This window comes from Bacillus sp. CH140a_4T, from assembly GCF_008923725.1.
Taxonomy (GTDB): Bacteria; Bacillota; Bacilli; order Bacillales; family Bacillaceae_G; genus Bacillus_A.
In genome coordinates, this window is the sequence record NZ_WBPF01000013.1 from 1,008,529 (window position 1) to 1,027,218 (window position 18,690).

Consider the following 18,690-nt stretch of genomic DNA (forward strand, 5'->3'; position numbering starts at 1 on the left):
GCTGACCTTGATGACCGTGCTGACCGTGTTGGCCGTGCTGACCTTGATGACCGTGCTGACCGTGTTGGCCTTGGTGACCGTGTTGGCCTTGGTGATGGTGATGGCCTTGGTGCGTTTGATAAAGAACAGCTTGCGGATGAATGTGATGGTGTCCATGGTGATGTACTTGTTGGTGATGACCATGATGGCCGTGTTGACCTTGGTGATGGTGATGACCATGATGGCCGTGTTGGCCTTGGTGATGGTGATGACCATGATGGCCGTGTTGGCCTTGGTGATGGTGATGACCATGATGGCCGTGTTGGCCTTGGTGATGGTGATGACCATGATGGCCGTGTTGACCTTGATGATGATGTCCATGATGGCCATGAAGACCATCAATAACTTGCGGATACCCTCCTATTCCCCCAGCTACAACACCTACTCCCGGTACCGGAAATCCTGTCTGCACTCCTCCAACAAAAGAAGGAAATGTAGTTGGTGCTCCTACTGGAATTCCTGTCTGTACGCCAGCTACTGATGTCGGAAACCCTCCCATTAATGCGGGCATTCCAGTTTGCATGCCAGCTACCGATGTTGGAAATCCTCCTGTTGCTCCCCCCATCCAGCTCGGAATTCCACCGTATCCTTGTTGGCCAGCTCCTCCCATTAACATCATTTGTTCATAACTACCCGATCCACCTCCGAAGAAGCCATGTGGTGCATTATTGTCCATCCCTTTCATTCCTTTCACCTCTTCTACTCAATTTAACCTACCTTTTTTATCATATTTCCTAGTCAAGAATAGGTGTTTGTCTGTATAAGAATTCCTTATCTTTTTCCTTATCCATGGTAGAATTGATGCACTGATTATTCTTTCTTCAATATTAAATAGGAGGTATTTCATTGAAAAATGTTACGAAAGCTTTAATCGATGATTTAGATGCAATCATACATATAGATATCGATGTAATCGGAGACGATAGTAGAAGAAGTTATATCCAGCACACTATCAATGAGGGCAGATGCGTCATTGTAAAAGAAGACAATTCTATCTCTGGTTTTCTAACATACGATACAAATTTCTTTGGTTGTACTTTCCTCTCATTAATCATTGTTTCGCCAACTAAAAGAAGGCGAGGCTATGCAAGTTCGTTAATCTCATATATGTTAAGTCATTCTCCTACTCAAAAAATATTTTCTTCAACGAACGAATCGAATGAAAGTATGCAGAAAGTATTTAACGCGAACGGTTTTATACGCAGTGGAATGATTGAAAACTTAGATGAAGGTGATCCAGAGATGATTTTCTACACAAAAAAGCTCAGAGTATAAATACTCTGAGCTTTTATTTAGAATGAATTAGTTTGCAACAACGTTAACAAGTTTTCCAGGAACAACAATTACTTTACGAACTGTTTTCCCTTCAATTTGGTCTTGAATTGCTTCAAGTGCAAGTTGTTCCATTTCTTCTTTTGATGCGTCTTTACTCATTGTTAGTTTCGCGCGAACTTTGCCCATAATTTGAACAACGATTTCAACTTCATCTTCTACAAGTTTAGACTCATCAAATGTTGGCCAGCTTGCATATGTGATTGTTTCATTGTATCCAAGCTTGCTCCATAGCTCTTCCCCGATATGAGGTGCAACTGGTGCAATCATTTTTACGAAACCTTCTACATATTCTTTCGGAAGTGTTTCAGCTTTGTATGCATCGTTGATGAATACCATCATTTGAGAAATCGCTGTGTTGAAGCGAAGCTCTGCATAGTCTTCTGTTACTTTCTTCACTGTTTGGTGGTAAGCTTTTTCAAGCTCTTTATTTGGTGCATCAGTAATTTTCTCACTTAATTCACCGTTCTCTTGAACGAATAGGCGCCATACACGGTCTAAGAAACGACGAGCTCCGTCAAGACCATTTTCAGACCAAGCGATGGAAGCATCTAACGGTCCCATGAACATTTCGTATAGACGAAGTGTATCTGCACCGTGGCTTGCTACGATATCATCAGGGTTTACAACGTTACCTTTTGATTTACTCATTTTCTCGTTGTTTTCACCTAGAATCATACCTTGGTTGAATAATTGTTGGAACGGCTCTTTCGTTGGAACTACACCGATATCATATAATACTTTATGCCAGAAACGAGCATATAGTAAGTGAAGTACAGCGTGCTCTGCTCCGCCAATATAAATATCAACTGGAAGCCATTGTTTTACTTTTTCAGGATCTACAAGTGCTTCGCTATTGTTTGGATCGATGTAACGTAGGTAATACCAGCAGCTACCAGCCCATTGTGGCATTGTATTCGTTTCACGACGACCTTTTTTACCAGTTTCAGGATCAACAACGTTTACCCACTCGTCAATGTTAGCAAGTGGTGATTCACCTGTACCTGAAGGACGAATGTTTTCTGTTTTCGGAAGAACTAATGGTAATTCTTCTTCTTTCACAGCTGTCATTGTGCCATCTTCCCAGTGAATTACTGGAATTGGCTCACCCCAGTAACGTTGACGGCTGAATAACCAATCACGTAGACGGTACGTTACTTTTTGATTTCCTGCGCTCGTTACTTCAAGCCATTCAATCATTTTTGCAATTGCTTCTTCTTTATTTAAACCATCAAGGAATGCTGAGTTTACGTGCGCACCATCACCTGTGTATGCTTCTTTCGTAATGTCTCCACCTTTTACAACTTCCTTCATTGGAAGATTGAATGTTGATGCGAATTCATAGTCACGCTCATCGTGAGCTGGGACTGCCATTACAGCACCTGTTCCGTAAGTTGCAAGAACGTAGTCAGCAATCCAGATTGGTAATTTCTCACCATTTACTGGGTTAACCGCGTAAGCACCAGTGAATACACCAGTTTTCTCTTTCGCAAGTTCTGTACGCTCTAGGTCACTCTTCATTTTAACAGAGTTAATGTAAGCTTCTACAGCTTCTTTTTGCTCTGCTGTTGTAATGTCAGCAACAAGCGCATGCTCTGGAGCAAGTACACAGTAGCTCGCACCAAATAGTGTATCAGGACGCGTTGTGAAAACTGTGAATTTCTCGTCTGTACCATCAATATTGAAGTGTACTTCTGCACCCTCAGAACGACCGATCCAGTTACGTTGCATATCTTTTAAGCTTTCTGGCCAATCAAGCTCATCTAAATCTTCTAATAGACGATCTCCGTAAGCTGTAATTTTTAACATCCACTGTCTCATCGGACGACGCTCAACTGGATGTCCACCGCGCTCACTCTTACCGTCAATGATTTCTTCGTTCGCAAGTACTGTACCAAGTGCTGGGCACCAGTTTACAGGTACTTCATCAACGTAAGCTAAACCTTTTTCAAATAGTTTTAGGAAGATCCATTGTGTCCACTTGTAGTAGTTTGGATCTGTTGTATTTACTTCACGATCCCAATCGTAAGAGAAGCCTAATGCTTTAATTTGATTACGGAACGTATTAATATTAAGCTCTGTAAATTCTGCTGGGCTGTTTCCAGTATCAAGTGCATATTGCTCTGCTGGAAGACCGAATGCATCCCATCCCATTGGATGAAGAACGTTATATCCTTGCATACGCTTCATACGAGATAAAATATCTGTCGCTGTATAACCTTCTGGATGTCCTACGTGTAGGCCTGCACCTGATGGATATGGGAACATATCTAGTGCATAAAATTTTGGTTTTTCTGTCTCATCTGGCGTACGGAATGTTTTATTCTCTTCCCAGTACCCTTGCCACTTCTTCTCAATATTTTGATGATTAAAGCTCATGAGATACCCTCCTTGAAATTCTATTTATTTTCACCGCCCAAAATACAAAAAACCTCTCATCCCTAGAAAGGGACGAGAGGTTATAGATTCCCGCGGTACCACCCTAAATTAATGTAAAAATATACATTCGCTTAGATCCGTAACGTGGATTAACGGCAATTGCTACTACTAGTTTCACAACTGCAACTCAAAGGCGAGTTCATAACGAAACGTGGATTGACTTGCACCGACCGTCAACTCTCTAAACCAGCTTCTATTACTACTACTCCTTCTCACTGTTATTACAAATATAAGTTAATGTGAACTACCCACCACTTCGTATCTCTTAAGAGCTTACTTAAAGCGAAGGCTTCTCGGTTAATCGTTATTCTTACTAACTAACGAATTCGTCTTAGGACAGCCGAGCTATCTCCCTTGTTCCAAAGGTTGTTTTATTTAAATATATTCTAAAACATGTTACATGTTCCGTCAAACTAAACTGCAATTTTTTCTTCAACTGTTTCTTCTACTTTTACTCGCTTATCGTACATGCTCGTTGCAATAATCGCTACTACAAGCATTACCATGATCGCTATAAACAATACTTCCATATTATATAAATCAACAATTGCTCCGCCAACGACTGGTCCGAACATTTTCCCTACAGTCGCCGCGCTATTTACAACGCCTTGATAAAACCCTAACTTATCTTTTGGCGCAAGTATATTTGCAATGGTCGGAACTGCTGGCCATACAAATAACTCACCAATTGTTAATGTTACCATCGCAACGAGGAACATCGTAAATTGCTGCGCTTGGCTTAACACAATAAATGACGCCGCAAAAATGACGATTCCAATCATAATTTGTTGTTTTAAAGAACGCTTCATCCAGCGAATTAGCATACTAACTAGTGGCTGCGCACAAACAATCATCGCTCCGTTTATCGTCCATAATAAGCTGTAGTGACGAAGGCTAATGTTTAATTCTTGCATATGTGTTGCAATTGCCCCTTGCCACTGTACGTATGTAACCCAGCATAAAGCGTATGCTACACATACGATAAGAAGTGCTTTGAATCCAGGTGTAAGCGTCCAGCCTTTTTTCGTTTCGACTTCTTTTTGCACGCCTGGCTCTTTTTTGTCTTCCATACCACGGAATCCGATAAAAGCAATCAAGAAGAAAACAAAGTATAAAATAAAGTTTGCTAAGAAAATATAATCAAAGCGATACGATGCAACTAATCCACCACACGCTGTTCCGATCGCAATACCAACGTTTTGTCCAACATACATCGCATTAAATGCTCGTCTTCCGCCCTCTGGCCAAACCGTACCGACCATCGCATACATCGATGGGAAGACCATTCCAGAACCAAAGCCGATTAATGCTAGCCACACAACATATAACGGCCAACCATGGAAGAACACAAGACCTAAAATCGATACGAGTGTAATAACAATCCCTACTAAAGTTGATTTATAGCCGCCCCATTTATCAAATAAAACACCGCCGAGCAAGTTTCCGATTACACCAGTAAGCGAGTTGATCATTAATACCATTCCGGCCACAGATAAAGATTTTCCTAGGTGATCATGCAAATAAATTGTATTAAAAGGCCATAAAAAAGAAGCACCCGTGACATTAATAATCATCCCAGCTACTAATAGCCATACTTTCCTTGGCATAGTCTCCCCTCCTATTCTATTTTTTCGTTCATCTATAACAGTAAAATTGTAGTCGTTTTTAAATAGGAAGGCAACTGATTAATAGTTGATGAAATTCAGATAACGGTTTTTCGGTAAATGAAATTATATTGATTGCCGCTTAAAAATATATGAGCGATTATTAAAATATATCGGCGATTTCCAAAATATATCAGCGATTATTGAAATATATCGACTTACCGACAAAAAACGACATTAGTAACAATGTATAAATAAGGGGAGACCGCCTGAACTTCACGCAGTCTCCCCTTATTTATACTATCCAACTTCTTTTTCTCGCTTCGCACGTTCTTTCGCACTCCATTTAAATATCTTATCTAATAGAGAGTATATTCTCCCAGACTCTTTCGTTAATAACGGTCCTAACGATGCTAATATTAAAACGTACAGCGCTGAGAACGGTTTAATCGTTGCCATTAAACCGCCCGCAATCCCGATATTCGCGACTATAATAGAAAATTCTCCGCGTGATACGAGGGTTAATCCAATATTTGTGGAAGCCTTATGCGATAAGCCAGCTTTACGTCCGGCAAGCATTCCCGCTGTAAAATTACCGATGAGCGTAATCAAAACTGCTCCTAAAGCCAACCACACTGCTCCTCCAAGTGAAAACGGATCTATACTTAAACCGAAGCTGAAAAAGAATATGGCTCCGAAGAAATCACGAAACGGAACGACGAGATGCTCAATCCGATCGCTATGCTCTGTTTCAGAGAAGACGAGTCCTAGCAATAACGCTCCAATCGCCTCAGCAACATGAATTGTTTCTGAAAATCCTGCTACAAAGAATAAAATAGCGAATATTACGATAATAAAAATTTCATTTGACGAAATATCAAATATTTTATTTAAGAACGGCGTAGCTTTTCTAGCGATTACAAAGAATAGGAGCATATACCCGACTGCGATTAACACCGATGTAAGAGCACCTACAAATGATGTTGCACCACCGAGTACTAATCCTGAAACGACTGATAAATATACAGCTAAAAAGATATCATCAAACATAATGATTCCTAATATTAATTCAGTCTCTTTATTACCAGATCTTCTTAAATCAACAATTACTTTTGCAACAATTGCACTCGATGAAATTGTAATGATTCCAGCAATAATTAACGTTTCTAATAAGGGGAAGCCCATAATATATCCATAAAGTAAACCTAATATGAAATTAAGCGATATATGAACACTACCCCCAAAAGCAATCGACTTTCCTGATTTAATTAATTTTTTTATTGAGAATTCTAAGCCTAAGTAGAATAAGAGGAATATGACGCCAACACGGCCGAGGAAGGAAATAACTTCTCCGCTTTCAATAAATCTTAAATCGATAAGTCCTAAATCTGGGGCATGAGGCCCCACTAACATACCGAGTATAATGAGAAACGGAATAATCGAGAACTTTAACTTCGCAGCGAGGATAGCTGCAAAAGCTACTAATACTAACGCAGTTCCAACTTCAAAGATTAAAGTATCCATCGATTAGGAATCACCTCCTGCTGAAAGCAATTCATTAATAATTCTTTTCACTTCATGTCTTTCACCCGACAACACGAGCATATCGCCAGCTTCAATAATAGAGTCTGGACCTGGATTAAAGAATTTCTTCATATTCTTTTTCAAAATAGCAATAATCGTTACGTTATATGTTTTTCTGACATGTAAGCTACCAATTGTTTGTTGTACTACTGGTGCATGATTCTCCACCTTAAACCATTCAATTGATAGTCCTTCAAAAGCCATCTCAATTGTGTCTAACGCTTGCGGTCTATATACCATTCCGCCTAATATAGCGGCAATTTGTCTCGCTTCAGAATCACGAAGAGAAATGCTTGAAATACTCTCATCATGATCCGCATCAAAATGATACATTTCTCTTCGGCCATCATCATGAATAACGATAACCATTTTCTCATTACCTTTTGTTATCACTTCAAATTTACATCCAATGCCCGGTAGTTCACTCTCTCTAATATTCATATTTCCGCCTCCTAAAGTTTTTAGTTACGGCTTTTACAAATCGACATCAATCTCAGTTTTAAACTTCTCATCTTTTGAGATTCCTAAATACTTGAGCGTCTCTGATGGAGTTGCGTGATGGAAATGCTTTTGCAATAGCGCGATCGCTATTCCTCTTTTGTACGCATGAAATCCAAATGTTTTTCGCATTGAGTTCGTTCCAATCTTTCCAACAATTCCAACCGCTTCAGCTGCACTATGGATCACGCGATACGCTTGTTGGCGTGAGATTGAATTTGTCGTTTTATTAGATTGAAATACGTAGTTTTCTCTTTGAGCATCGATAGATTGTACGTACTCTAAAAGTGCTTCTTTTACTTTTGTATTTAAATAAATATCTTGTTTAAATTTTTCATCTTTTACAGGAAGAGAATAAAACTCTTTAACAGTCTTATCTTCATTTAATACCTCTTCAAATTTCATACTAAGTAACTCGGTAATTTTTAATCCTGTGTTAATTCCAATAACAAATAAAAGATAATCTCGCTGCGAGTGCTCTTTTAAATACTTTTTCATAGCCTCAATTTGTTTTATATCTTTTAATGCCTCTACAACTTCCATACATGTATCTCCTCATCTTATGAACGGTAATTTTCTCATTATCTTGTCCATTTTACCTTATCATGCTATGAGATTTCCATGTATTATCCATTATTTTCACAATATACTCTTACGACAATTTTTCATTTGGAAATTTATGATTGTACAAATACGGTGTGGGTAGAAATAATAGGGGGAGTACAAGTTCAGCTTCTTTCTACAGATCAGATTCCTCCTTTCATTTTTCGGTTGCTGATACTTACATACTATGTTACTTATTTACATTATATTATATATTTCAGTAACATTAAAGTGTTTTTTCTGAAAATACAAAAAGCCGAGCACTTTCACTCGGCTTTTTACGTATTAATCTTCTTTCGGGAGAACAATTCCTTTATACAATTGAACTGTAATGAAGTAATATATCGCATAAATAACTACGAAAATTACGATTGGCACCCAAATACGGAAGTACGGATCGACTAAAATAAATCCGAAAATATTCATACCAACTAATACGTGAGCGATACCCAAAATTGCTGGGAATAAGAATACTAAGAATAACTCTTTATAAATCGATTTCGTTAATAATTCACGACGCACACCGATTTTACGAAGCATTTGATAACGCGTAATATCTTTTGATGCACCAGAAAGAATTTTAAACATTAAACAACTTGCCATCATTGCTAAGAACGCAATTCCAAGGAAGAATCCCATAAACACTGTTCCGCTCGCAATGCCATAGAACCCATTGTAAGCTTGATATTTACTATCCATTCTTTCAGCTTTTACATTTTTATATTTAACTAGCTGCAACTCGTCAAGTTTTTTCCACTCTTTTGTATATGTTAAGAAGTCATCTGTTTTTCCGATAAATGCTATACCTTCTTTACCATTTATCCCATCGTACATTTTTTGATCTACAATTTTAATTGCATGATCTTCGTATAAATAATATGGATGGATTGTACTAAAAGCATCAACCCATTCTGCTGAAAGTTCTTTAGTATTCGCATCTTTTTCATTCATTTCTCTAGAAACTGCACCTACTTGTAGTTCCTCTGAAACGTTCTTCGTATTCACTAAATCTTTCATTGACTCCATATTTGCCATATCTCTTACTAAAGGACGATTTTTCTCTAAATCTTCTTTTACATAGTAAACGTATTTATCATCTAATTTGTAACGATATTCACTTTTCTCTTTAAATGTAATACCGTCCAAAATTTTCTTTTCTTCAGCTGTTGGATTATGGACTACTGAATCATATATTACTAAACCATCAACCATTTTTATAACGTTATTTTTAAACGCCATACCACCTGAAATTGCACCAGCTCCAAGAGCAACTAACATCGCTACGGTCGCAAGCACCTTTGTTAAGCTATTGATTCGGAAATTTAATTGAGCAAATGTAAAAGCGTTAAGTCCTTTTTCACTACGTTTTTTATTACTCTTTAACTTTTTAATAATAACCGGAAGAAGTGATCCAAATAGCATGTAAGTACCAGCTGTTGTTGTAACTAACGCAATAAGGATTCCCATTTCTCTTAGTTTTTCCATATAAATCATTGATGCATAGCCAATTCCTAATAAAATCACTGCAAGGAATGCAACTAAACCTGTCATTTTCCCTTTTACTGCAACGCGTTCTGTTTGTGCATCTGCATGTACAAGTTGTAATACAGAAATACGTGATAACTTAATACTGTTCATAATTGCTGATAATACAAATAGTGCAAAGAAGAAGATGCACGTAACAGTCATAGATGGAAGGTAAAATGCTTTATATCCTTCACCAGCAAATTCGAGTTGTTTCATTAATAACTGTCCAATACCTTCTGCAAGTCCTACACCAACTGCAATACCAATCGCAAGAGACGCAGCACCTAATACGATTGTTTCAATAAACATAAGTAATGTAACTTTATGTTTTTTCGCACCTAACATCATATACATACCGAACTCTTTTTGACGAAGAGATAATAAGAAAGAGTTTGCATATAAAATGTAGAAGAACGTTATAATTGCTAATAAAAATGAACCAGCTTGGAATACGAATCCAATAGATTTAATAACTGAATTAGATTCTAAAAATGCTTTATTCAGTGCTAACGTTTGGAACATGTAAAAAATTGAAATCGACATGACAAGACCAACAAGTAAGACGATGTAATCTTTCAGCTTACTTTTCAGCCCCGACATGGAAAGTTTAAATAACATACTGGAACCTCCCTTCTTACGCTTTTTGTGTACCTAAGTCTGCAAGTACATCTAAAATTTCTTTGTAGAACTCTTCACGCGTACCACCGCGATGAATTTCTTTATACAGCTCACCATCTTGGATGAATAAAATACGCTGACAGTAACTTGCGCTATATGGATCATGCGTAACCATCATAATCGATACGCCTTGATCTTTATTTAAGTTCGTCATCGCATCAAGTAAACTTGCTGCATTTTTAGAATCAAGAGCTCCTGTTGGCTCGTCCCCTAAAATAATTGCTGGCTCGTGCACAAGTGCGCGTGCTGCCGCTGAACGTTGTTTTTGTCCACCAGATACTTCAGATGGATACTTTTGAAGTATTTCTGTAATCCCTAACATACCTGCTACTTTTTCTACTTTCGGTCCAATATTTCGTGATGGAACACCTTGAAGAGAAAGCGGAAGTGCAATGTTTTCATAAACAGATAAGTTCTCTAATAAGTTAAAGTCTTGGAAAATGAACCCTAATTTTTGTGAGCGGAAATCAGAAAGCTCACCTTGTTTCATTTTCGTAATGTCCGTACCCGCAATTTCAACAACGCCGCCCGTCGCTTTATCAAGCGTTGAAATTACATTTAATAATGTCGTTTTACCAGAACCAGATGGCCCCATAATCCCAACAAACTCACCCTCTTGAATTGAGAATGAAACACCTTTTAACGCGTGTGATTGGTTCTCACCTTTTTTACCGTACACTTTTTGAACGTTTTTCACGTCTACAACTGGTTTCGTCATATATATCCTCCTACGCTTGTTTTTCCATTACCTATTTTGCGCCTTTTTGGGGTGAACTGCTATTTGTTAACATTACAGTTTCCTTACACTTTTGTAAGATAAAAAAGGGCACGTGTAAGGTTAGCTTTTAACACTAGTTCGCTTTTCGACACATCAAAACGGTAAATGAAATTTTATAAGCGGTTTTTCAAATATATCAGCGATTACCAAAATATATCGACTTACCGATAAAAGAGGACAATAAAAATAGGCTGTTCCACAAAGGAACAGCCCACTTCTCACTTTATTTCTTTAAAGGTGTTACCGTCCAGTACGTAATAACACGCCAAATCCATTCTAGTGGACCCATTTTACAGATTTTCATCCAAATTACACTAAACACAATTTGAATTGCATAAATTGCGATACACACATATAACGTCTGTATGTACGTTAAGTTTCCTGCAAAGTTAAATACACTACCTGCAATTAAGATCATTGCAGTTTGTCCAATATAATTCGTTAACGCCATACGACCATAATATTTCAATGGTGCTAACAATGTTTGAACTGGTTTTAGCTGAAGTAATAAAATTAATGCTCCAACATAGAAGGCTGAAATAATTGGTCCAACTGTAACACCAATCTTTAAAAATTGACCTGCAGCATCTATCGTTCCATCTTCATTCATGATTATCATATTTACAAATGGCTCAGCAGGAACGTGCCCATATTGATACCATAAAGCTACCGCACTTAAAACAAACATAACGCCTGTAAAAATAGCGACTTGCTTTATTTTCGCTGATAGATTTTCAAATACTTTGTACTGCCCTGCAGCAAGACCTAATAAAATTAGTCCTAGTGGTAATAATTCTTTAAAAGCTATAATACTAAAAGCTATTGTAAGAATAAGACCAATTACTACATTCACTTCTTTTTTCGCTTTATAAAACGGTAAAACGATTAATCCACAAATTGCGTATAACGCCAGTGCTTCTCCAGGCTGAAACATTTGATGAATTAAACCAAAAATAAATAGTGCAACTAAGCGGCGTAAAAATAGGACATATCCATTCTTCCCTTTCGCAATTGCTCTTGTAATGAAGATATAGAATCCTACTCCAAATAAGAATGAGAAAATCGAGAAGAAACGACCTTCTACAAATAAGTATAGAAACCTTTGATAGCTAGCGTCTACTGTATTAGGATCTGGAATTTTAATATGAAGTAGTGCTAGAATATTTACTAAAATAATCCCCAGTAATGCGAAGCCACGAATGTAATCTAACTCATCAATTCGTTTGTTTGTAATGTTGTTCCCCATAAAGCAACTCCTTGTCCAAAATTTAATCCTCCCTTACTCTACTGGAAAAGTAAGCTTACAACTATCGGTAAACCTTACAGAAATCTTACATTATTGTCATATAGCAAAATAAAACCAGGTCATATTGCGACCTGGTCTACTCTGATTGCTTCGATCTTTGAGGTTGTCCCTTTTTACTATTACGCTGTTTCACTTGAACAACTGGATCAAGCTCATTTGAAAACTCAGCGTTATGTCCATTTTGTGTTTTTTGCTCGGGATTATTTTGATCTGAACGTTTCGCCATTACATTCACTCCTTATTAGCGCGGTGTAATAATCATTTGATGTTGCAATTGGCGAATTGCCATACGTGCTCTATTTAACTGCTCACGTTGCTCATCATTCGCATGTTGTTGCATCGTTTGTAAATCGTTATATGCTTGCTCTAATTGTAACTGCGCATCCGAATACTCCATCGTATTATAATGCTCTTGTCTCATACCTTGGTCTAATTGTTCTTTTGCATATTCCACCGCTTGTTCCGCTTGTGTAATATACGATTCAAGTGATTGACGCTCTGCCATAATTGTCCCTCCTTGCTTCAATTCCCCTTTAGTGTGTCCCTTCCATCTCTACCTTATGAGTATGTTATAATGGATTTTGTTTCATTTTGACTCGGCTTAGGAGGGAAAGTAATGAAGGTTCAAAACCCTTTTCCATATACAAACGACAATAAACGTTATCATACATGGAATTACCATTTACGAAATGAATTTGGTGAAAAAATCTTTAAAGTTTCATTAGATGCTGGCTTCGATTGCCCGAACCGTGACGGTACAGTTGCTTATGGCGGTTGTACATTTTGTAGTGCTGCTGGATCTGGTGACTTCGCTGGTGATCGCCGCGATGATGTTATAACGCAATATCATGAAATGAAAGAAAAAATGCGCTCAAAGTGGAAAGACGGAAAATGTATCGCTTATTTCCAAGCGTACACAAATACACATGCACCACTTGAAGTGTTAAAAGAAAAATTCGAACCGCTTCTAGCAGAAAAAGACGTTGTTGGTCTTTCTATCGCCACTCGTCCAGATTGCTTACCAGACGATGTTGTTGAATATTTAGCGGACTTAAATAAACGCACATACCTTTGGGTTGAACTCGGATTACAAACTGTTCATGAACGAACTGCAAACCTTATTAATCGCGCTCACGATTACCCTTCTTACGTTGAAGGCGTAAATAAATTACGTAAGCACGGCATTAGAGTTTGCTCTCATATTATTAACGGTCTTCCCCTTGAAGATTATGACATGATGATGGAAACAGCCCGTGAAGTAGCGAAGCTTGACGTACAAGGAATTAAAATTCATTTACTTCATTTATTAAAAGGAACGCCAATGGTGAAGCAATATGAAAAAGGACAACTACAGTTCCTTTCTCTTGAGGATTACGTAAGTCTCGTTGTTGACCAGCTTGAAATGATTCCAGAAGACGTAATTGTGCACCGCATCACAGGTGACGGTCCACCTGATTTAATGATTGGTCCAATGTGGAGCTTAAATAAATGGGAAGTATTAAATTCCATCGATGCAGAATTTGTACGCCGCGGAAGCTGGCAAGGAAAATATGCAAATGAGGAGAAACAACAATGAAATTAGAACGTGTATTACCGTTTGCTCGCTCGCTTCTGCAAACGGCTGTTAAAGAAGGCGATTACGCTGTAGATGCAACACTTGGAAATGGTCATGACACTTGCTTCCTAGCCGAAATTGTTGGCGATAACGGAAAAGTATTTGGATTTGATATTCAAAAAGAAGCAATTGAAAGCTCTACTATCCGTTTAAAAGAAAAAGAGCTTTTCGAACGTACTGTTTTAGTTCACGATAGTCACGACACGCTTCTATCCGTACTACCAGAAGACGCAAAAGGAAAAGTAACAGGCGCTATCTTCAACTTAGGTTACCTTCCTGGCGGTGACAAGCATATCGTTACAAAACCGAACTCAACAATTTCGGCAATTGAACAATTACTAGACGTAATGGCACCTGAAGGAATCATCGTCCTTGTCATTTACCACGGACACCCAGAAGGACAAGTAGAACGCGACGCTGTTCTCAAATTTGCAGAAGAGCTAGACCAAAAACAAGCTCACGTATTGCGATACGGCTTCATTAACCAACAAAATAACCCGCCATTTATTGTGGCGATTGAGAAACGATAATATATCGACGATTTTTCAATTATATCTATCGTAACTCCGGATATATCAACGATTCGACACACTATATCGACTTATCGACAAAACATAACAAAAAAAGACGTGCACTCATTGCACGTCTTTTTCTTATTCTCCTATATAATGGATGTATACAATATTTGAAGAAAGAAGGATAGAACTTTGCTAGTAGAACTAAGGGGAATTCAAAAGAAGTATGGCAAATCACTTATACTAGACAACATCGATTTATCCATTCCAGAAGGAGAGGCACTCGCTATCATTGGCGGGAACGGGACTGGAAAAAGTACTCTACTCAAAATAATTGCAGGATTTATTTCACCTACAGCAGGGACACTTCAAAGAAAAGAACATATACAAATCGGCTATGTACCTGAACATTTTCCTGAAGGGATTCGTTTTACATTAGAAGATTATTTATATCATCTCGGCCATATTCACGGTTTATCAACAAAATATTTAAAAGATAAAATTCCGATGCTTCTTGAATCTTTTCATTTACATCATGCAAGACATTCCGTTGTACGAAACTTTTCAAAAGGCATGAAACAAAAAACAGGCATTATGCAAGCATTACTTACAGACGTCCATTTACTAATTTTAGATGAACCACTTTCTGGGCTAGATCCTAACTCCCAACAAGAACTAGAACATATTTTACTGTCATTAAAACAACACGGCATATCTATACTCTTCACATGTCACGAAAAACAACTACTCGAAAACTTCGCCGATAGAATTGTGTCGTTAGCAAATCATACAATCACGGAAGATATCTCTGTGCAAAAAGGGGCAGAACAAGTCTATATTGAAGCAATCGTTCACGACACATTTTCAGCGATAGAACTACGAAAGCAATTAGGATTTATACACGTTGCACACAATTCAAATCAAAACCTTATTCAATTACAAATCGAAAAAGAATATACAAACGAAATGCTTCAGTTTTTATTACATAAAAAAGCATCTATCACACTGCTACAACCTAATTTTTAAATCGAAAGAAGGTTTATTATGTTTGCGCTTATTCGTTACCATTTTCTCGACTATACAAAATCGTATAAATACGTCCCTCCTATTGCGATGTACTTTGTGAGCTTACTTTTTGTATATACATATAAACCAACTCCTATTGTACCGACATACTTGGAAACGGCACTCGCACTTTATTTATTATCTGCTTGGATTACGGTCACAATTTTTCATACTGAAGACCCTGTACAAGAACAAATTACTATTTCTCACACAAATAATATTTCCGCACTATATGTTGGTAAATATATTACGGCTCTTCTCATTTGTTCTGTTTTATCTTTTATATCCGTAATCTACCCAATTATTTTACAAATGTTTAATGAAGAAATGACAGTTTCTTTATTTTTAGTTGGATTTCTCGCTCACATGTCTTTCTCTATACTAGGAATTTCAATTGCAACTTTATTTACTAGAAATATCATTCAAAAAGCAAGCACCGCTTGGCTTAGCCTTACATTTATATTACTTATAACAATCGCCTCCATCCGGTTTAAAAAAGAGTTACTATGGTTTTTACCACCTGTCGAAAGCTTTCTAATGCTTGGACAATACAAATTTAATATACTGACTCACACACTATGGCTCACAGCTTGGGCTATCGTATATTCATTTTTATTACTTACTTTATTTCTTTTTATCGTTCGCAAAAAACGTTTTTAATTACATGTTAAAGGAGACGAAACAATGATCGGAATACTAGCAGGAATGGGGCCAAAATCAACTGGACCATTCGTCGATACAGTTGTAGCAAAGTGTCAAACAATATACGGAGCAAAGCATGATATGGACTTTCCTCATATGATGATTTATTCTTGTCCAACACCGTTTTATATGGATCGCCCTATTGATCACGAAGCAATGAAAAAAGCGATTATTGAAGGAGCACAAAAACTCGAAAGTACTGGCGTAGACTTTATCGCTATGCCGTGCAATACAGCACATCTTTATTTCGAGGAATTACAGCATTCTCTATCCATTCCGATTTTAAATATCGTCGATGAGACGTTACAAGCAATTCCCGAAAATACAAAAAGAGTCGCTCTTCTCGCAACAGAAGCGACAATTCAAGCTGGTATTTACCAAGATGGGATTATAAAACGTAATATAGAGTACATTCATCATGAAAAATGGCAGGAAATGATTAATCAAATTATTACTTATATTAAAAACGGAGAAGTTGAAGAAGCTCGCAAATTATGGAGTACGCTCGTCTTACAATTAAAAGATGAAGTAGATACCGCTATTATCGCATGTACTGATTTGAATGTTGTGGCGAGTGAAGATTTTGTTGATTCCGCTCAATGTCTTGCTGAAGCGGTTGTTGGGATGTATCTATCAAATACAAAGAAATCTTCATAAACATAGAAAACATCCCTTTTGAAATGTGTTTGTTGTTTAATAAAAATCCCAAAAACTTTTAACATTTTTCACAATTCCTTCAAAATATCCACACTTAATCTCGCTATATTAAAATGAGGAATCTATTCATATAGGGAAGGTTAGGGGAACTGAAAGTATGAAAGTAAATCGTTCGCTTCATTACATTTTTTGGCGTTGGCATTTTTACGCTGGGCTTTTTATTACGCCGCTTCTTATTACGTTGTCACTGAGCGGAATTGGGTATTTATTTCGGGAAGAGGTTGAAGATTTCATCTATAAAGATTTATATTTTGGGAAGAGCGCCCAAACGGAATCTATTTCGATGTCTGATTCTATTTCCTTAACAGAGAAAAAATATCCACATTATAGTGTGGCGAAAATTAGTGAGTTTAATGGGGATTATAATACGAGAATTACAATTGCAAATGAATATACAGGGCAACAAAAATATGTGTATTTAGATAGTAATAATCAAATTGTTGGAGATCAAAACGCAAGTGAAACGTTTGCTAATATAATGCGAGAATTGCATAGTTCTCTTTTAGTCGGTGGCACTGTCGTCAACTATATTGTAGAGCTTGCGGCATGCTGGACAATCTTTTTAATTGTGACCGGGTTGTATATGAGTATACGCCAGTTCAAAAATACACCAGCATCCAATAAGCGAGAAAAAGCAAAACGACGTCATTCTATTATCGGTATTATATTTACAATTCCACTCGTTTTGCTAGTCGCATCTGGATTGCCTTGGTCAGGGTTTATGGGTAACCAAATTTATAAAATTGCATCGTCGAATGAATCGATTGGATATCCGAAATTGTATATGGCACCGCCTGAATCCAAAGTAAAGGAATTACCGTGGGCAACAAGAAAAGAAGCTCCTCCTGAATCGAATTCAAATGAGCCAAAAGCCATTTCAATTGATGAATTACAAAAAGAAATTGAAATAAAGAAGCCATACGTTATCTCACTACCCGCTGACCCAAAAGGTGTATTCACTGTTTCGAAATCGAGCGGTTCTGGTATTACGGGTATGCACGTCGCACCAAATGAGGAAATAACAGCTTACTTTGATCAATATAGCGGAAAACTCATTTCAAAAACGGACTATCGTGATTATGGCTTATTTGCACAATGGTTCACTTACGGTATCCCGCTTCACGAAGGACATTTATTCGGATGGCCAAATAAAATATTATGCTTACTAACGACATTATCTTTATTACTTCTTATTTATTATGGAATAAAAATGTGGTTAGCAAGAAAGCCGAAAGGAAAATTAGCAGCACCGCCAAAGCAAAGAGATAAAAAAAGCATAATCGTTTTCTTTATCATGATGGTTATACTAGGCGTTGTCATGCCTTTATTCGGACTATCTGTTTTAGTTATTTTCGCAATTGAGCTTCTCATATATGTATTTTCAAAAATACGATCATAATAAAAAGCATTTGTACTCTCTTGTACAAATGCTTTTTATTTACTATTCGTTTGTTTCTTTCTATTACTTATTAAAAAAACAATATCTACAATAATAATTGCGCCAATTAACACTTGTGGCACATAATCCATCATAGTAGGACCACTTGGCCTATTCATCATCATATACATTCCCATCACAAATGAAATGGAAAGTAGCACGAGTAATGTTACTTCAATATGGTCATATAGCTTTTGGAACAATCGCTTCATTTTCATCACCCCTTTACCATATTATAACAAAAAACCAC

Annotated in this window: 19 protein-coding genes and 1 other annotated feature; of the genes, 7 read left to right on the plus strand and 12 right to left on the minus strand. The window is 37.3% G+C overall.

Annotated elements, in window-relative coordinates; all coding sequences use genetic code 11:
• A partial coding sequence (locus F8162_RS14060) for a hypothetical protein (RefSeq protein WP_413226575.1) occupies positions 1-724 on the minus strand: 724 nt, incomplete at its 3' end.
• A 161-nt stretch (positions 725-885) separates the two neighbouring features.
• Here F8162_RS14060 and F8162_RS14065 point away from each other — a divergent pair.
• Positions 886-1,314, plus strand: coding sequence for a GNAT family N-acetyltransferase (locus F8162_RS14065; RefSeq protein WP_151631626.1), 429 nt, complete (start codon positions 886-888; stop codon positions 1,312-1,314).
• Between the two features lie 27 nt (positions 1,315-1,341).
• Here the strand turns inward: F8162_RS14065 and leuS are convergent, their stop codons facing one another.
• The 10 genes from leuS to F8162_RS14120 all read right to left on the minus strand — a co-directional run bounded on the left by leuS (position 1,342) and on the right by F8162_RS14120 (position 12,893).
• Positions 1,342-3,750 (minus strand): leucine--tRNA ligase, encoded by a 2,409-nt coding sequence (gene leuS / locus F8162_RS14070; RefSeq protein ID WP_151631627.1) that lies wholly within the window; start codon positions 3,748-3,750, stop codon positions 1,342-1,344.
• A gap of 65 nt (positions 3,751-3,815) precedes the next feature.
• Positions 3,816-4,035, minus strand: a binding site (T-box leader).
• Positions 4,036-4,223: 188 nt separating this feature from the next.
• The gene (locus tag F8162_RS14075) at positions 4,224-5,417 is read right to left on the minus strand and encodes an MDR family MFS transporter (RefSeq protein WP_151631628.1); all 1,194 of its coding nucleotides are present in this window, start codon (positions 5,415-5,417) and stop codon (positions 4,224-4,226) included.
• A gap of 297 nt (positions 5,418-5,714) precedes the next feature.
• Positions 5,715-6,938 (minus strand): cation:proton antiporter, encoded by a 1,224-nt coding sequence (locus F8162_RS14080; RefSeq protein ID WP_151631629.1) that lies wholly within the window; start codon positions 6,936-6,938, stop codon positions 5,715-5,717.
• Positions 6,939-6,941: 3 nt separating this feature from the next.
• Entirely contained in the window at positions 6,942-7,439 is a 498-nt protein-coding gene (locus F8162_RS14085; protein WP_048540799.1) for a cation:proton antiporter regulatory subunit, read from the minus strand.
• A 33-nt stretch (positions 7,440-7,472) separates the two neighbouring features.
• Entirely contained in the window at positions 7,473-8,039 is a 567-nt protein-coding gene (locus F8162_RS14090) for a tyrosine-type recombinase/integrase (protein ID WP_151631630.1), read from the minus strand.
• A 345-nt stretch (positions 8,040-8,384) separates the two neighbouring features.
• Positions 8,385-10,244 carry an FtsX-like permease family protein gene (locus tag F8162_RS14100; RefSeq protein WP_151631632.1) on the minus strand — a complete coding sequence of 620 codons (1,860 nt, stop codon included), beginning with the start codon at positions 10,242-10,244 and terminating at the stop codon, positions 8,385-8,387.
• Between the two features lie 16 nt (positions 10,245-10,260).
• Positions 10,261-11,022, minus strand: a complete 762-nt coding sequence (locus F8162_RS14105; RefSeq protein ID WP_151631633.1) for an ABC transporter ATP-binding protein — start codon at positions 11,020-11,022, stop codon at positions 10,261-10,263.
• 283 nt (positions 11,023-11,305) lie between these two features.
• Positions 11,306-12,328 (minus strand): DUF418 domain-containing protein, encoded by a 1,023-nt coding sequence (locus F8162_RS14110; RefSeq protein ID WP_151631634.1) that lies wholly within the window; start codon positions 12,326-12,328, stop codon positions 11,306-11,308.
• Positions 12,329-12,464: 136 nt separating this feature from the next.
• A complete protein-coding gene (locus F8162_RS14115) occupies positions 12,465-12,614 on the minus strand; it encodes a hypothetical protein (protein WP_001129345.1) in 150 nt (49 codons plus the stop codon).
• A gap of 15 nt (positions 12,615-12,629) precedes the next feature.
• Positions 12,630-12,893 (minus strand): YtzC family protein, encoded by a 264-nt coding sequence (locus F8162_RS14120; protein ID WP_000840870.1) that lies wholly within the window; start codon positions 12,891-12,893, stop codon positions 12,630-12,632.
• A 111-nt stretch (positions 12,894-13,004) separates the two neighbouring features.
• Here F8162_RS14120 and F8162_RS14125 point away from each other — a divergent pair, with 111 nt between their 5' ends.
• The 6 genes from F8162_RS14125 to F8162_RS14150 all read left to right on the plus strand — a co-directional run bounded on the left by F8162_RS14125 (position 13,005) and on the right by F8162_RS14150 (position 18,401).
• Entirely contained in the window at positions 13,005-13,964 is a 960-nt protein-coding gene (locus F8162_RS14125) for a TIGR01212 family radical SAM protein (protein WP_151631635.1), read from the plus strand.
• On the plus strand, positions 13,961-14,533 hold the full coding sequence (locus tag F8162_RS14130) for a class I SAM-dependent methyltransferase (RefSeq protein ID WP_151631636.1): 573 nt from the start codon (positions 13,961-13,963) through the stop codon (positions 14,531-14,533). Before F8162_RS14125 ends, F8162_RS14130 begins: the two co-directional genes overlap by 4 nt.
• 177 nt (positions 14,534-14,710) lie before the next feature.
• Complete coding sequence (locus F8162_RS14135) at positions 14,711-15,544, plus strand: ABC transporter ATP-binding protein (RefSeq protein WP_151631637.1); 834 nt, start codon at positions 14,711-14,713, stop codon at positions 15,542-15,544.
• 18 nt (positions 15,545-15,562) lie between these two features.
• Complete coding sequence (locus tag F8162_RS14140) at positions 15,563-16,243, plus strand: ABC transporter permease (RefSeq protein WP_151631638.1); 681 nt, start codon at positions 15,563-15,565, stop codon at positions 16,241-16,243.
• 24 nt (positions 16,244-16,267) lie between these two features.
• A complete protein-coding gene (locus F8162_RS14145) occupies positions 16,268-16,942 on the plus strand; it encodes an aspartate/glutamate racemase family protein (RefSeq protein WP_151631639.1) in 675 nt (224 codons plus the stop codon).
• 157 nt (positions 16,943-17,099) lie between these two features.
• Positions 17,100-18,401: a PepSY-associated TM helix domain-containing protein gene (locus tag F8162_RS14150; RefSeq protein ID WP_151631640.1), complete on the plus strand. Its 1,302-nt coding sequence runs from the start codon at positions 17,100-17,102 to the stop codon at positions 18,399-18,401.
• A 35-nt stretch (positions 18,402-18,436) separates the two neighbouring features.
• Here the strand turns inward: F8162_RS14150 and F8162_RS14155 are convergent, their stop codons facing one another.
• The gene (locus F8162_RS14155) at positions 18,437-18,652 is read right to left on the minus strand and encodes a hypothetical protein (RefSeq protein WP_151631641.1); all 216 of its coding nucleotides are present in this window, start codon (positions 18,650-18,652) and stop codon (positions 18,437-18,439) included.
• Positions 18,653-18,690 lie beyond the last annotated feature (38 nt).

Coding starts and splice junctions, on each gene's coding strand:
- leuS (WP_151631627.1), bottom strand. CDS start 3,750: ATGAGCTTTAATCATCAAAATATTGAGAAGAAGTGGCAAGGGTACTGG.
- F8162_RS14075 (WP_151631628.1), bottom strand. CDS start 5,417: ATGCCAAGGAAAGTATGGCTATTAGTAGCTGGGATGATTATTAATGTC.
- F8162_RS14080 (WP_151631629.1), bottom strand. CDS start 6,938: ATGGATACTTTAATCTTTGAAGTTGGAACTGCGTTAGTATTAGTAGCT.
- F8162_RS14085 (WP_048540799.1), bottom strand. CDS start 7,439: ATGAATATTAGAGAGAGTGAACTACCGGGCATTGGATGTAAATTTGAA.
- F8162_RS14090 (WP_151631630.1), bottom strand. CDS start 8,039: ATGGAAGTTGTAGAGGCATTAAAAGATATAAAACAAATTGAGGCTATG.
- F8162_RS14100 (WP_151631632.1), bottom strand. CDS start 10,244: ATGTTATTTAAACTTTCCATGTCGGGGCTGAAAAGTAAGCTGAAAGAT.
- F8162_RS14105 (WP_151631633.1), bottom strand. CDS start 11,022: ATGACGAAACCAGTTGTAGACGTGAAAAACGTTCAAAAAGTGTACGGT.
- F8162_RS14110 (WP_151631634.1), bottom strand. CDS start 12,328: ATGGGGAACAACATTACAAACAAACGAATTGATGAGTTAGATTACATT.
- F8162_RS14115 (WP_001129345.1), bottom strand. CDS start 12,614: ATGGCGAAACGTTCAGATCAAAATAATCCCGAGCAAAAAACACAAAAT.
- F8162_RS14120 (WP_000840870.1), bottom strand. CDS start 12,893: ATGGCAGAGCGTCAATCACTTGAATCGTATATTACACAAGCGGAACAA.
- F8162_RS14125 (WP_151631635.1), top strand. CDS start 13,005: ATGAAGGTTCAAAACCCTTTTCCATATACAAACGACAATAAACGTTAT.
- F8162_RS14130 (WP_151631636.1), top strand. CDS start 13,961: ATGAAATTAGAACGTGTATTACCGTTTGCTCGCTCGCTTCTGCAAACG.
- F8162_RS14140 (WP_151631638.1), top strand. CDS start 15,563: ATGTTTGCGCTTATTCGTTACCATTTTCTCGACTATACAAAATCGTAT.
- F8162_RS14145 (WP_151631639.1), top strand. CDS start 16,268: ATGATCGGAATACTAGCAGGAATGGGGCCAAAATCAACTGGACCATTC.
- F8162_RS14150 (WP_151631640.1), top strand. CDS start 17,100: ATGAAAGTAAATCGTTCGCTTCATTACATTTTTTGGCGTTGGCATTTT.
- F8162_RS14155 (WP_151631641.1), bottom strand. CDS start 18,652: ATGAAGCGATTGTTCCAAAAGCTATATGACCATATTGAAGTAACATTA.